Source organism: Filimonas effusa (genome assembly GCF_004118675.1).
GTDB lineage: Bacteria > Bacteroidota > Bacteroidia > Chitinophagales > Chitinophagaceae > Filimonas > Filimonas effusa.
Window position 1 is genome coordinate 2,410,072 of record NZ_SDHZ01000001.1, and the last position, 14,333, is coordinate 2,424,404.

12 protein-coding genes are annotated in these 14,333 nt (G+C 46.2%); all 12 read right to left on the bottom strand.

What is annotated here, in order from left to right; all coding sequences use genetic code 11:
- Nucleotides 1-38 precede the first annotated feature (38 nt).
- Nucleotides 39-716: a hypothetical protein gene (locus ESB13_RS08925; protein WP_129002643.1), complete on the bottom strand. Its 678-nt coding sequence runs from the start codon at nucleotides 714-716 to the stop codon at nucleotides 39-41.
- Nucleotides 717-820: 104 nt separating this feature from the next.
- Entirely contained in the window at nucleotides 821-1,417 is a 597-nt protein-coding gene (locus ESB13_RS08930) for a hypothetical protein (RefSeq protein ID WP_129002644.1), read from the bottom strand.
- Nucleotides 1,414-1,959 carry an RNA polymerase sigma factor gene (locus ESB13_RS08935; RefSeq protein WP_129002645.1) on the bottom strand — a complete coding sequence of 182 codons (546 nt, stop codon included), beginning with the start codon at nucleotides 1,957-1,959 and terminating at the stop codon, nucleotides 1,414-1,416. Before ESB13_RS08935 ends, ESB13_RS08930 begins: the two co-directional genes overlap by 4 nt.
- Nucleotides 1,959-2,795 (bottom strand): hypothetical protein, encoded by an 837-nt coding sequence (locus ESB13_RS08940; protein ID WP_129002646.1) that lies wholly within the window; start codon nucleotides 2,793-2,795, stop codon nucleotides 1,959-1,961. The genes ESB13_RS08935 and ESB13_RS08940 overlap by 1 nt, the downstream gene beginning before the upstream one ends.
- Nucleotides 2,796-2,797: 2 nt before the next feature.
- On the bottom strand, nucleotides 2,798-3,580 hold the full coding sequence (locus tag ESB13_RS08945) for a hypothetical protein (protein ID WP_129002647.1): 783 nt from the start codon (nucleotides 3,578-3,580) through the stop codon (nucleotides 2,798-2,800).
- Between the two features lie 9 nt (nucleotides 3,581-3,589).
- Nucleotides 3,590-4,051: a hypothetical protein gene (locus tag ESB13_RS08950; protein WP_129002648.1), complete on the bottom strand. Its 462-nt coding sequence runs from the start codon at nucleotides 4,049-4,051 to the stop codon at nucleotides 3,590-3,592.
- 176 nt (nucleotides 4,052-4,227) lie between these two features.
- Nucleotides 4,228-5,376, bottom strand: a complete 1,149-nt coding sequence (locus ESB13_RS08955; protein ID WP_129002649.1) for a TlpA disulfide reductase family protein — start codon at nucleotides 5,374-5,376, stop codon at nucleotides 4,228-4,230.
- 14 nt (nucleotides 5,377-5,390) lie between these two features.
- Nucleotides 5,391-6,908: a PKD-like family lipoprotein gene (locus ESB13_RS08960; RefSeq protein WP_129002650.1), complete on the bottom strand. Its 1,518-nt coding sequence runs from the start codon at nucleotides 6,906-6,908 to the stop codon at nucleotides 5,391-5,393.
- Nucleotides 6,909-6,919: 11 nt separating this feature from the next.
- On the bottom strand, nucleotides 6,920-7,630 hold the full coding sequence (locus tag ESB13_RS08965) for a DUF4843 domain-containing protein (protein ID WP_129002651.1): 711 nt from the start codon (nucleotides 7,628-7,630) through the stop codon (nucleotides 6,920-6,922).
- Nucleotides 7,631-7,641: 11 nt separating this feature from the next.
- On the bottom strand, nucleotides 7,642-9,141 hold the full coding sequence (locus ESB13_RS08970; RefSeq protein WP_129002652.1) for a RagB/SusD family nutrient uptake outer membrane protein: 1,500 nt from the start codon (nucleotides 9,139-9,141) through the stop codon (nucleotides 7,642-7,644).
- Between the two features lie 16 nt (nucleotides 9,142-9,157).
- Entirely contained in the window at nucleotides 9,158-12,787 is a 3,630-nt protein-coding gene (locus ESB13_RS08975; protein WP_164974145.1) for a SusC/RagA family TonB-linked outer membrane protein, read from the bottom strand.
- 315 nt (nucleotides 12,788-13,102) lie between these two features.
- Nucleotides 13,103-14,305 carry a FecR family protein gene (locus ESB13_RS08980; protein WP_129002654.1) on the bottom strand — a complete coding sequence of 401 codons (1,203 nt, stop codon included), beginning with the start codon at nucleotides 14,303-14,305 and terminating at the stop codon, nucleotides 13,103-13,105.
- Nucleotides 14,306-14,333: the final 28 nt, after the last annotated feature.

The following is a 14,333-nucleotide window of genomic DNA, read 5'->3' on the forward strand; positions in this document are numbered from 1 at the left end:
AGTTGCCCGTTTCCCTGGGCGCCCCCAGGGTATTGTTTTTAACGATTAAAGGTCCCAAAATGGCAGACAGGGACATGAAGAGGCCCTCCCATTAGGGACGGCTGGTCATGTGTGGCTACTAAAGGATCACATTCTTCTACAAGGGCTGCCTTATAGGGCCTTCCACGCGCAGATATGGCTAGGCAGGACAATACTGTTGCTGTATGATGATATTCTGTAGCAGACGGCTGCAGACCACAGGACTTTACTTGTGAAAAATGGGAAGGACCAGTAACTGTTTGAGTGGTTGCAGCAAAAGATATTTCTTTTAAAGAACGACTGGCTGAAAAGGAAGATCGCAGGGGTATGCCAGCAGCTCTGGCTTCGGCCACCTCCGTATTTCTCAAATACCTGTGAACGGCGAAGTCCAATACCTTTTTCACTTGTTCTGTGGAGAAACCTGCTGTCATCATCTGGTGGCCGACGCCTACCAGCTGACGATAAACGGGGTAACTGCGTTTCAACTGTGGAATGAGCTGATAATACCAGGCGGCCAGAACAGAAGCCTGGGCCAGGTTGGCGGCACTTTTCCTGCTGCCTGCGAAGGCGGGATCGGCTAACCAGCGTTCGCGGGTGAGATTGCTTTTCATACGAACACAGCCTATTCCGCATCTCTTGTAAAAAGAGATGCCCTGAATGGTTATTTCCCATAGAAAGGGGCCGTTTTGTTTGGCCATGACTGTGTTTTTGGGAGACGATTATAAGAATTTAAAAAGAACAAAACAATGACATTTGTCATATTCAGCAAATTCCCTCTACCTGTATGCAGCCTTGTATGTAGTTAAGGTTGCATTTTAGGAACAATTTTATAATCGCTATCATTGATGCCCTGCACGCCCCGCGGTTTTTTCTTTGCGGGAACCGTATCCTTCCGGACCGGATTAACGGGAGGCAAAAGCTGTGTGGGCTGTGGCAACGGCGGTGTTGGCGCAGTGGTATCGGGCTGTGTTGACTGCTGCTGCAATACGGGAGAAGTGGTATCTACCGGCCTCTTTGGCATTACAAGAGGAGAAGCTACAGGATTACTCCGGCGCGGCTGACCAGGTGGATCAACTGGCTGTACGGGCGTTAGCGGTGTGCTGTCTGTTTGCGTTTGTACTGGTGTGGAAGGAAGTACCTTATCTTGTTTTTGGGGTTTGATAAAATAAATAAGAACAATAGTGGCTACGATGAAACCAAGTAGTCCCAGTTTACCACCCTTCGTGTTACGGGGGCGTGTTGGTGGGGGAAGCGGCGGTGTTTGGGCACTACCATCTGAGGGCATATCGGCATCGAGCTGGTCCTTTATACGCAACCAGATAGCATCGGCCATATCGGGCACGGGAAGCTGCTCCAGTTTGGAGGCTATCTGCCGTTCGTATAAAGGTTGTTCATTCATGCGTGTGATCCGCTCAGTTTCTTTTGCAATGTTTTGCGGGCTTCGCTCAGGTGCCATTTGCTGGTTCCATCACTGATACCCAGCCTTTCGGCTATTTCGCGATGATTGTAGCCATCGATAGCATAGAGCACAAATACAGCGTGCGTAGCCGGCGGCAGTTGCTGGATCATGGTCATTATTTCGGTGGCGTTAAGTTTATCTATGGCGTTGTTATCGACCTGGGCCTCTTCGGCGGCGGCTTCGAGCTGTTCCTGTGATATGAAGCGATGCCTTGCTTTGATGTGATCCAGGGCCTCGTTGATGACTATCTTTTTTATCCAGGCGTGGAGTGTACCTTTTTCACTATTGAAGCTATGAATGCTCTTAAACAGCTTTACAAAGGCAAGGCTCATAATGTCGGCAGCATCGGCTTCATCGCGGGAATAACGCATGGCTATGGCCATGGCAAACGCATAGAACTGCCGGTACAGCAATTCCTGCGCTTTCCTGTCGTTAGCCCTACAGCCTTCTATCAGCTCCGGTATCGTAAGCGTTGCCTGCATTAATGCATAGTGTCCTGTATCTTCCGCAGCATCAGTGCCGCAGATACGGACGCGAGTAATAATTTAGTATCTGAATCCAATTCGTTATACATCCATACGTTATTCCCAAAGGTATCGATGATACCCACCACGCCATCATCGATACGCAGTTCATACCCCGACATCATTCTTACCGGGAACTTCGCTTCATTTCCGTCTTTTTTGGTGAACTTCTGAATACGCAATGGCTTTATACGGATGGTCTCGGTTCCGTTGGTTACATAACCTTCTTCTTCCAGGTAAGGCAGATCGAAGATGTGATGAGCGGTGTCTTTGCTTTTATCGTAATTGTTGTACAACACCAGTTGCCAGGGGGCATCGTCTTTTACTTTCATGGGAAGAATGGCAGCAGAAAAGGAATACTGGTAATTCTTTGTATCATACCAGTCGCCCAGCCAGCGGTTGTTGGTTTTTATGACCAACTCTTCCCTGGTTAATTTTTCCAGGCAAAAGATCTCTGCTACCTGGTTACCATCATATACAGAGAACTGGTATTTGTTTTTCTGATTTACGGTTATATTACTTTTGTCTACGTTAAAGACTTTCAGCAGCCTGTCTTCTGTATTTACAGAAGACGGCCGGTCGGGGCCTGAAGCGATCGTATTCCAACCGCGCTTTACAGGAGAAGTTTGATAATTTCCGAAGCTGAGTTTCTGTTTCAGCATCCAACCATTCAATCCTTTTACGTGCATGGAGGTTGCCTGCGCACTGAATTGCTCCGGCACAGCCAATTTAACGGTAGTGCAGGAAGATACGGCAGCAAAACAAACGATGTATAGTAGTAATATTCTTTTCATGTTTATTGATATAGTTGTCGTCTCAGGGTTAATACCATGGCAGCATGGGCAATAACCTGCGCCAGTTTAGGATCGGCTTTTTCATGCAGCCAGAAGCGTTTTTCGCTGTCTTTGAAACTCAATGCTGCTATTACCTGGTTGTTACAGGTAAAACTATAGACCATATTGAGGGTAGCAAGCAAGCTGTTGACATCGGTTCTGTCCAGTGCTTTCTCGCGCAGCAGCATCGTTGTTTTTTCAAATTTGATGGTGACGGTATCGTGGCGGAGCAATCCTTTCTGCGGTTCGTTCATACTACCGTTTAGGTTGGAGGCCAGCATCTGCCATACCTGTGCCGTGTCGTTGTTCAACATGATGACGGCCTGCAGGAAATCGACATTGTTTACGCTAAAAAAGGCGGAGTCTGATGGCACCAGCAGCCTTACCCTTTCGTTCTGATGGAGGATGGCGCGGCATTTTGTGGTGCCGGCAGTTTCTTCCTCTTTCGTAAGGTTGAAGCTGAATACGTCCTTTGCGCGCTGGCGTTGTTCCTGAAGATAAGGAGGCAGGCCCGCCATATCGACAAGGATGTTTCTCAAAGAGATATCACCAAAATTGAAGATAGAGCCAAGCGACCGCCGGATACGCGTGGCTTTATAGGGACCAAAGGTGATATTGAACTTAAACGGGTTGATGTGTCCTTTCACCTCATATGGCTGAAGTGCCAGGTAGGCATTATCCGGTGTTTGGGCGGGTAATGCACTACCTAATACGAGCAGGGAGATCAAAAAGTAAATTTGCTTCATACAGCAGGATTATAACGCGGGTTCAAAAATAAACAACACGTAGCCATCTTCTGTATCCAGCCGGTACGAAAATTCGCCGTCTGTCACTTTTACGGCATAAACCACCACGGAAATACCAAATTCAGGCATACCTAATTTCAGAACCGTTCCGTTTTCGAGTAATTCGTAGCGGCCGCCGGTACCGGTTTCTCCATCCTGGTCGGTGTACACCACAGTGCCATCGTCCTTGAATAACTGGCGTACGGCTGCATAATCGTCTTCATTATTGGCAGCACCCCGTTTGTACACTACTGTTTTGGCACCACTTTCCCATTCGGTCACTTCTTTTACCTGCCATGTTTTGGCTGTAAGGCGCTTTTTTACGTCGCTCTGAGGGGTGGTTACCTCTTTATCTTTTGAATTACAACTCGTTAATGCAGCGATAAGGCTTGCGATTACAACTGAGGCCAGGAGTTTGAATAACTGTGTCATATTGCTTGTTTTCATATAGTACCCCTGGCAGGTACAAAAGGGTTGGGTAGATCTGGAAAAAAAGTTGATTTTTTTCAGAGGCACCGGCAAACTGGGTGAACCCTGGATTTAAAGCGGTTTAATAAAAAAGCCTGCATCATACCGATGCAGGCTTTTAAATATACTCATTATTTTATTTAGCTGTTTTTGCGGGCAAACTCTATCATGGTGGCTATGTGTTCCACTGCCTGAACATCCGTTTCGGTATATTTTGTTCCGCCTACGGATGTAAACCGCAAATTGCCCTGCGGATCTATTATACACTTTGTAGGAATTCCGCGAACGTTGAACGATTTTGCCACCGGAGACTCTTTAGTAGCCGTATCGCGAAGGTCGAACAATACCCGGAAATCAAAGTTATGCCCTTTCATATAGGTTACTGCTTCAGGCAAGGGGTCTGCCTCCCGTTCGAAACAATGAATGAATAAGAACACGACACCCGGATCTTTCCTGTAGCGTTCCTGCGCCATTTTCATAACGGGGAAGGATGCTTTGCAAGGCTGGCACCAATTAGCCCAGAAATCAAGGACTACTGTTTTACCTTTCAAGGAAGCAAGGGACACCAGTTTTCCATCGGCATCTTTTAGCTCAAAGCCTGGCGCGGGCGTTTGCATTGCTTCAGCACTCACTTTTGTCCATATATCTGATTTCCATGCCTTGTTAACAGAATCCTTCAACATGGAAAAACCATGCGCATTTCCTTTCCAATGCGTGTAAGCCTGTTCAAAAGCTGTATCTGAGACAAAAGGCGAGGCCTTTCCATCCATAATCAGTTCTTTGACTTTGTTCAGCGCATCGTGATACCGGCCAAGCCCCATCAATGCCTTCACATATGTTTCATGTACTGTATAATGAACAGTTTCATTTGCTGCCAGCAAAGGATTCAGGATTGCATATGCTTCTTCATAGCGTTTGTACCTTACCAGCGTTGTAGCATATGGCAGCGCCAGATTACTGTATGCATATTTCATATCAGGCTGCAACCGCAGGGCTTTCAGCGAATCCAGCTGTTTAGCAGCAAATGCCATGGCCGCTTTTTCATCACCAGCACTAAATAGTCCACTTATGTAGTCCGACATGGCCGAATTGCGTGTATTCACGTTGCTGATTTTATACATTGCCGCCAGGGCTTCCGTTTTCTTGCCTTCACCGGCTAATTTGCCTACTGTTTCTTTAAGGGCTTTGTCTTCGGCAGAGGCGAACTGAGCTTGTGCAGTTTTACTTACCAGTAAAGCTACTATTGCCAGGTAAGCTATTTTCGAGATCCTATTTACGATTCTTATCATACTATTGTGTTTTATTAATTTGCTTTGAGAGACATATCAGCGATTTTACCAAAGCCTCCGAACTTTTTAAAGGAAGCTGTATTCATCTGGCCACTTACTTCGTTCACGGTGATTACATAAACAAACCCCTGCTTTGAGGCCTGGTTCCAGGTGCTGACAAACATAAGCTGACTGTTACGCGTGGTAGCCGATGTATAGCCGCTGCCGACTGCCTTAAACAATTTCATGGAAGTGATAACTTCGCCTGCACCAAAACGATCGAATGCCAGTTCTGCCGAGTTGGTTAACGTAGATGTTTTATAAACAGCACCGGCATTTGCATAAAATGCCACCGGCCCCCTATCGCTTACGGCAAAGAAGCCTGCATCCTGGATACCGGGAGCAGCCGTAAGGTCTATTTTGGCTATGGAAGGATTCCTGGGGTTACTGTTCTGCCCGGCGAAACTAATCGTATAAAGGTAACGTCCGTTGCCTGACGGATCTTTAAAGAACGCATACCGATAACTATTGTAGCCGTTTTGCTGGAACTGCAATACCTTACCGATATTGCTGAGATCGAACAAGGCCGCCGGAGCGTTAGCCGGCTGGAATTCGGTCAGGAAGGGATCTGAGCCAGACATGATGAGAAAACGCATATTTTTCTGATCATAGACATTATAGTCTGTCGCGACAAAAGAGGTAGCATCTACTTCATATCCCTTATTCGGCTCCAGCGCAGGTCCGGTGAAGTAAGGGGATATCAGGTAGGTGCTGTAAATTTTCCTATCGTTGGCAATCATACCTATAGCGCCTTCGATACCACCTGGTTTTATGACAGCTGGCTTGGAGAGAAACATACCATTATAATCGGTCAGATAATCAAAACTTACATAATCCATCATAGCCCCACCCGAGGCAGTAATAGCATAAATCACATAGTTGTTACTGAAACCCGCCGTGTTATTTGTAAACCACATTCTGCCAGACTGCTGGATAAAAAGAGGCAAACCAGTGAGTTTGTGCTTGTTGATTGTTTCAAAAGCATCGAGCAGCACGGTATCTTTAGATAGCCCTGAGATAATATCGCTGGTACGCAACAAGCCAATTTCGCTGTTGCCCTCTTTTTCGTACAGCACCATCCAACCATAGGGATAGGGAGAAGTAACCGTGACAGCATATTGCATTACTGCTTTGATGCTGGTTACGGTATCGGTAACCTGAAGCTCCAACCAGTAGTTACCCGGTGTTTTCTCTACAGGTTGCGAGAACTGCCTGTTACGCGACAAAGTATCGGCCACCGTATTGATAGTACTGGTACCGTAAATACGCCAGAGATATTTGAGGCGGGCAGGATCTTCTTCAAAAACCACCTTAGGATCGATGGAGAGCACCGTTACGCTTTTCTGAACACTAAAAGTATTGGTTTTGCCGGCAGTATCTACTGCCAACGGCATCTGCTGCTTATAGGAATAATTTCCCTTGTCTTTGTAACAGGACGCCAGGAACAGGATCATTGCCAGGCCGGGAAGTATGATAGCATATATCTTTTTCATTGTTGACGGTATTAAGGGAAACTAACTAAGGCACCATTTTCATCTCTCAGTTTATTATCGGGATGCGCATTATTATAATTGTAAACGTACTGCTGCACCACAACCAGGATATTGTACAAGATGGAAGTATGGAGGTTGGCAAAGTCGGTATAACCTGTTTGATCAATAATAATCTGGAATTTTTTATCGCTATAAGTGCCGAACACAGAACTCCAACTGGCGGGTTTCACGAGACGATCGTTCCAGATCACTTTAAAATCGGGTGAGAAACGGCCATGTACGGGGCCGCGAACGAAATTGACATCTTCCTTTACGGAAAGCGTGAGTCGCACAGAAGTTGACTTCAGCCTTGCGCTGCGTTTAATGATCAGAGGGAAAGACGTTTCGATTTGTCCGGCCGGCACAACGAATGTAGCAGGCAATACATATTCATCCGGTGTTGCTGTGGTAGCCGAATCGACCTTCACCAATGTAAAGGTTCTATCACCGGGAGCGATATCGCCGGTGATTCTCACTGCAACTTTTAAAGCGGAATCCAGTTTTGCTGCGGGTATAACGCCGAAGGAAATAACGGCAGAATCGCCTGCTGCATTGGGAATGAGTGTACCTGCCAGCCCTACGGCAGGTTTACCCTGGTAACCTGCATCGAGGTTGGTTTTAGTGCATCCTGCTGTGGTTATAACACAAAGCAGGATCAAGAGATTTTTAAATAATGTAATCATGAGTTTTTATTTTAGGCACCGAATTCCAGTTCTTTTACCGGGAGCGGCACTATATAATTTTGCTTGTTAAATGGCTGAACAGCACCTGGCACTGCAGATTTGTCGAGCCTTTTGTAATAAAAGAACATCTGTCCTTCGGCAGGAAATTCTTTACGGTATTCTTTATATATTTCGTTATCCAGTTGTTCTTTTGTGATAGCATTGCCAAAGGATGCGAGGTTCCTGTTGATACGCACCTGATTGACGTAATTGATTGCTGCCGGCAAATTGGTTTCTGCAAGGCATTCTGCCGCTATGTAATACATTTCGGAAACCCTGAGTATCGGCTGCCGGCGTGCGGCATCGGAGGGCATAGATGTATATTGGTAAAGCTTACCATAAAAGCTGGCATTGACAGCAGTAGTAGACGTAGTATACTTACGAACGAGGTAAAGCCACCTGAGATCGTTACCACCAACACCACCATTAGTAGCATTCGTTTCGTATTGATCATAGATACGAGTATAATCGACAATGGCAATAGATGTGGAGCGCCCGCCACCGATGGATGCAGCAGTTGTGTCGAGCTGAAAAGCAGCCGATTTAATATTAGCAGCCGTATTCGTTACCTGCAAGTTAAAGATGAGTTCAGTAGAAAATATCCGGTCTCTTGACTCTTCTGTTGAGGTAGCAACGGCACCTCTTGTAATCCAGGGGAAAGTTTTAGTGGAAGCGGTGATTACCTGTTCTGCATATTTCAAAGCGTTGGCTTTGTCACCCATCCAGAGGTACACCCTGGCAAGGGTTGCTTTTACCGCATACCTGTTCATTTTTTGTTTACGATCGGTAAGGGTGGCGGCAGTTACCACAGAAGAGCCTATAGGGTCGTTCACCAGCAAGGTATCTGCCTTCAGCAAATCGGCCAGGACCTTTTGCATGACCACTTCCACAGAGGATTTAGGAACTACTTTAGGGCGAAATTCCGTTACATAAGGAATAGCAGGTGCATTTTTAGCCGACAGGTAAGAGGGGGCGTACAACCTGGCAAGGTCGAAATGCAGGAATGCCCGTAAGGCATAGGCCTCCCCCTTCAGCAACGCATAGTTTCCCGGTGAAAAGATAGCCGTATCGGCCTTATCGAAGTTTTCGATCACACTGTTCAGATTAGCGATAGCGTTATATGTATTTTGCCAGATAGGATCTGTCAAGGCCTGCACATTTGCCTGGCTATACAGATAATTCTGGGCATCGATATATACCTGCGCCCCAAAAGTGGAGCGGAGCGTGTACATCTGCCCTATTACATCTACCACACCGAAGGTCATTTCCCTGCCATACATAGAGGGATCGCCCATTGCCAGGTATACGCCATTGATGGCATTAACAAAACCACTTTGCTTAGAGAAGAAGAGATCGTCACGAACCTGCGTCTGCGGCGTAACGTCTATCCATTTCTTACAGGAAAGCAAAGCAGCAGAAGCGATTGCAACTGCCAGCACCCTGGGGATATATTGTTTCCAATTAGTACTCATAAAACGGTTTTAAAAGTTAGAACATTGCCTGAAGGGAAAAAGAGAAGCGTCTTGCGAACGGATAAGCAGTTCCTCTTTCGACCTGGACGGAAGACCATGTAAAGAGATCATTCGCGGCGGCTCCTATCCTCAGTCGGCGGAAACCCAGCTGCCTGACTGCCGGGAATTTATCCAGATCGTATGAGAGGTTAAGGGAGGAGAATGTAAGCATATTCCAATCCATCACAAATCTTGTAGAAGGCTGGGTAAGGCCATAATCGGCTACGTTTTTAAAGAAGCTGATATCACCCGGCTTTCTCCAGCGGCTGGTAAGTACGCGTTTATCTACGTTCTGGTAGATATTGGCATTTTCTACTTTGTCGACCAGGGTTTGATTATACATCTGCCCTCCTAACCTGTACATAAAAGAACTGCTCAGTTGCCATCCATTTAAGATGAAATTGAAACCAAAATTGCCGTTGAATTTAGGCAGGTTGTCTCCGGCCACTACCTGATCTGCAGGGTCCCATTTAGTAGTGAGAGATCCATCGCGTTTTTTATACACTTCAGCACCGGTAGCGGGATCGATGCCCATGGACGGCACAGCCCATATCGCATTCATAGACTGATTTACAACATAACGTACCTTTGGCCTGTTGGTCAAAACATTCCTGCTGGAAGAGTCGACATAGCTGACAGTCCCTGTTACAGAAGATTCAGCGTCCCTTTTATCATTCCATGTATCAAGCGAGTTAGAGATTTCTTTCAGTGTATTTTTATTATGTGCAAGCGTTGCAAAAACACTTAGAGAGTTCCGTTTTTTAGGATTGGAGAATACCTTATAGTTCAGGCGCAATTCGATTCCTTCATTCTGTGTTTTACCAAGATTGGCTTTGTAGGTAGCAAAGCCAGCCGATGGAGGCAGCGTGATATCGGTGATCAGGCCATCGGTATAACCGATATAATAATCCGCTCTTACATCAACTTTATTGAATAAGGATAAATCGATCCCGATATTATTATCACGTTTTTGCTGCCAACGTAATTCCGGGTTGGCTAAAGAAATTAATTTGGCCCCATTACCGTTCGCATATACATCACCAAAGATGTAGCTATAGGTGGCATAGCTCATATAAGAGCTAAAGCCCTGTGAGCCGGTATAACCTGTGGAGCCGCGGATTCTTAGCTGTTGAATAAAGCCGAGTTGCGAAAACAGCTTTTCGTTATGCAGGTTCCAGCCTGCACCTGCAGACCAGAAGCTGCCCCACCGGTTGTTCGCACCGAACTGGGATGATTCACTTGCACGATAGGACAAGTCGGCCAGGAAGCGATCATTCCAGGAATAGTTTACGGCTCCAAAAAGGCCGAGATCCCTTACTACTGACGGGGAGCCTACCGGCCGTTTATTATCTTGTGAGAACTGGAAGCCGGCGGATAAATAATCGATGTCTTCGGAAGGGAAACCTTCGACTATATAAGTCTGGTTATCACCCTTTCTTTCGCTGATATCATAGCCACCGTTTGCGAACACCTGATGTTTACCGAAAGTTCTCGTGTAGTTAAGGCTCAGGTTTCCGTTAATATAAGAAGACTCGCCATTTGATTTCGTATAGCGGCCGCGCCTGTATTTAAGCGCTTCGGAAGTCCAGGTGTAAAAGGTTGTATGATTAGCCGGCAGGAACTGATCGGCAGACGTCAGTTGTTTATTATAGCCCAACCTACCCCTGACGATGAATCCTTTTTTCAGGCTCCATTCGACATTAAAGTTGTTGGTAATATCGGTGTAATTACTAAAATCCTTTGTGCCAATAGTAGCATTATAGAGCGGGTTCAACACTTGATCGGTAGTGGTAAGAAACTGCAAAGGCGTTAATACCGTAGTATTGAATCCAAGCGGCAACCGAACCACATTGGTGCTGATAAGCGGCTGTATAATACCATTGGCATCCGTTTTAGGATAATACGGGTTCATAAGCGTGTAACGCTGGAAGTCGCCATAAGGAGAGTTATCCGCCCGATTGGCGCCTACCGTCAATACGTTACTGAAGGAGAAGTTTTTCACCCTATACAGCAAGTCTATTGCTCCTGAAGTAGTTCTTCTATCAGAGCCCTTCATGGCACCGGTAACATTATTATACATAAGATCAACGCCGTAGCGCAGATAAGCATCGCCGCCTTCGAGTCTTAAAGAGTGTCGTTGTCCAACTCCCATTCTAACCGGTTGTGCGAGCCAATCGGTATTCACTCCCCTTTCGACCAGGGATGCAACTTCGCTACGCCTTTTGAGCAGGCTTGCCTGTTCGGTGGGATATACCGAATAGTAAATATTAGCCGCATCTTCAACCTGCAATTTTTCTGTTGCATTGGTAAGATTATAGCTACTCAGGTCGGGCGCTTCCATATTGAGGCTTCCATTGTAAGTTATCTGCAGCTTACCTGCAGCAGGGCGAATGGTTTCGATAACCACAATACCATTTGCGGCCCTGGCACCGTAGATAGCTTTTGCCGCAGCGTCTTTGAGTATCGTAGCAGATTTCACCCTATATGGATCGAGGTCGATGATCTTTTGAAGGGAGGTTTCAAACCCATCAAGAATAAAAAGCGGCAGATTGGGATTGGTGCCATACTCCCCATTGAGATCGGGGAAACCAGATTGCCCTCTCAACTGAATATCCGGCATACGATTGGGATCGGAACCGAACTGGATGTTATCAAGCACCTGGAATGCAGGGTCCAGGTTTTTAAGACTTTGGATAATATTCTGGTTACTTACTTTTACCAGTTCTTCCTGGCTGAAAGTAGTAGTAGATCCGGTGAAGGTAGATGCCTTCCTGTTATACATACCCGTCACCACAATGTCCTTCATTGATTCAACAGATACCGACAGCTTGATGTTCAGGAAAGTAATTGACCCAACGGTTATTTCGGAGGTAATAAAACCAAGAGACGATATTACCAGAACAGCGCCTGGATTAACAGAAATAGAGAACAGTCCCTGTTTGTCGGTTGTAGTGCCCTGTTTCGCTCCTTTCACTACCACACTTGCCCCTTCGACAGGTTCGGCTGTACGTGCGTCGGTAACCCGCCCTTTGATAAGACTTGCTGCCGCATTGGCAGCGCCATACAAAGCTTCGGCAGTAATGACGGGAGCTTCGCGAACAGTGATTGTTTTGCCCGACACCTCGTATTTATAGCCTTTAGCTTTCAAAAAGCGATCGAGGACTTCATTTACCGGTTTGGCTGTTACATCGATATTGATATTACCGGCTTTGTTCAAGGTTTCTTCGTCGTATTTAAAGAGGTAGCCCGTTTGCCTCGTTATTTCCCTAAAAAGCGCAGTATACCCGACATTATCAGCGTGGAGAGAGACCAGTGTATTGGCACTCAGGAAAACAGTGTTTTCTTCGAGACGATAGAGGATAGGTTGTTCTTTCAATACTTTCGCCAGGAAAGCCTGGAGCGACATATTGGTAACAGAGACGGTAACAGGTCTTGACCTGGCGAGTACATTTACCGGTGCGGCGAAATAGATGCCTGTTTGCCGCTCAACTTCGGTCAAGACTTCCTTCAGGGAAACGTTTTTGACACTCACAGTTACCTCCTGCGCCAATGGTCTTGCGGAAACAGAGAGGCATGCAGCCAGCAGGAAGACACTAAGCAATTTCATAATACAAAAGATTTTGACGCCTTTCGACATTCCTTGCTGTGTTGCCACGGGGTACGTTCTTCCGGAAGCAGGTTGTCCCGGGTAATACAGCTGAGAAAAAGGAACATCATGCTTTAGGCTGTAAGCAGTTTTTAGCATAACTTGGTTCTGTTTTGGTTAAAAAATGTGCACACCATGCCTTGACTAACCAAACGATCGACCGGGAGTGGCGCAATCACTTCCGGTTTTGTTTTTAGTCAATTTCATTGATCCATACGGTTTGAATACTTACATAGCAGTTAGGTTTAGTTATTTATATATTATAGTCAAAAGTTATCAGGGTAATACTACCAAATGCCTGTCCCCATCCATCCTGAAATTAACACCCCATTCTTCCAGAGCATGTAATACCGAAGACAGTTTTACCCGGCGGCTAATTTTACCTGCAAACATGATATCGGGGACGTTTCCTTCATATGTTACTTCTATATCATACCACCGTTCGAGCTGGCGCATTACTTCCCGAAGGTTACTACCTTCGAGATTAAAGGCTCCATTTTTCCAGGCCACGACTGTATTTACATCGATATTATTATTCACGGTGATCTTATCGGGGCTGTGCCGGCTACCGTTCTCTTCCCGGCTTACCTGTGCCTGTTGCAACGGCTTCAACAATACCGTTTGTTCGTTACCGGATAGAGATGCCGTTACCGAAATCGCCCCTTGCAGCAAGGTAGTTCTGAGTGCAGATTCGTTCTGATAAGCATTTACGTTGAATCCTGTTCCAAGGACCTTTATATTTACATTGTCACCTGTTTTAACATAAAACGGTTTACTGGCGTTGGATGTTATTTCGAAATAGGCTTCTCCGGAAAGAACTACCTGGCGGTCACTGCCGGAAAAAGCTGTAGGGAAGGTGAGCGTGCTTGCCGCATTCAGCCACACTTTAGAGCCATCGGGCAATACCAGCTGGAACTGACCACCTTTTGGAGTGGCAAGCGTATTATACTGCAGGCTGTTGGCGCTATTATTAACATCATAGCTGAGCTGCCCGCCCTGCTGCGTCAAGGCCACGCCTCCCTGCAAGAGCGTTCGATGGCCATGTTCATCCAAGACAACCCTGGAGCCATCGGCCAATGTCAGTATTGCTTTATCGGTTCCAGGCATAATATCCTTTGCCATAGCAATAGCAGCCTGTTTGCCCGACGGGGTGGCATCCTGCTTTTTGAAGAGCAATAAAACCACTAATGCCGCCAGCACTGCAGCAGCAGCCGACCAAACAACAAAACGTTTTGCGATACTACGCGTTGCGGAAGCCTTTACCGACTGCCTGGTAATGGATGCGATCATATCCTGCCAATGCTCTTCGCGATACGCTTCAAGTTGCGGCTGCATCAGAGCAAGATCATGTAAAACCTCTACCAGCAGCTCGTTATAAGCAGGGTCATCCAATACCAGTTTTAGCTTCGCTTCCTCTTTATAGGTAAGCTGGTTACTGATATATTGTTTTAATAAATAATATACTTCCTGCCTATGCATTATGCAGATTAGAATTGGTCACTTATAT

Coding starts and splice junctions, on each gene's coding strand:
- ESB13_RS08950 (WP_129002648.1), bottom strand. CDS start 4,051: ATGACACAGTTATTCAAACTCCTGGCCTCAGTTGTAATCGCAAGCCTT.
- ESB13_RS08970 (WP_129002652.1), bottom strand. CDS start 9,141: ATGAGTACTAATTGGAAACAATATATCCCCAGGGTGCTGGCAGTTGCA.
- ESB13_RS08925 (WP_129002643.1), bottom strand. CDS start 716: ATGGCCAAACAAAACGGCCCCTTTCTATGGGAAATAACCATTCAGGGC.
- ESB13_RS08940 (WP_129002646.1), bottom strand. CDS start 2,795: ATGAAAAGAATATTACTACTATACATCGTTTGTTTTGCTGCCGTATCT.
- ESB13_RS08965 (WP_129002651.1), bottom strand. CDS start 7,630: ATGATTACATTATTTAAAAATCTCTTGATCCTGCTTTGTGTTATAACC.
- ESB13_RS08960 (WP_129002650.1), bottom strand. CDS start 6,908: ATGAAAAAGATATATGCTATCATACTTCCCGGCCTGGCAATGATCCTG.
- ESB13_RS08945 (WP_129002647.1), bottom strand. CDS start 3,580: ATGAAGCAAATTTACTTTTTGATCTCCCTGCTCGTATTAGGTAGTGCA.
- ESB13_RS08935 (WP_129002645.1), bottom strand. CDS start 1,959: ATGCAGGCAACGCTTACGATACCGGAGCTGATAGAAGGCTGTAGGGCT.
- ESB13_RS08955 (WP_129002649.1), bottom strand. CDS start 5,376: ATGATAAGAATCGTAAATAGGATCTCGAAAATAGCTTACCTGGCAATA.
- ESB13_RS08980 (WP_129002654.1), bottom strand. CDS start 14,305: ATGCATAGGCAGGAAGTATATTATTTATTAAAACAATATATCAGTAAC.
- ESB13_RS08930 (WP_129002644.1), bottom strand. CDS start 1,417: ATGAATGAACAACCTTTATACGAACGGCAGATAGCCTCCAAACTGGAG.
- ESB13_RS08975 (WP_164974145.1), bottom strand. CDS start 12,787: ATGAAATTGCTTAGTGTCTTCCTGCTGGCTGCATGCCTCTCTGTTTCC.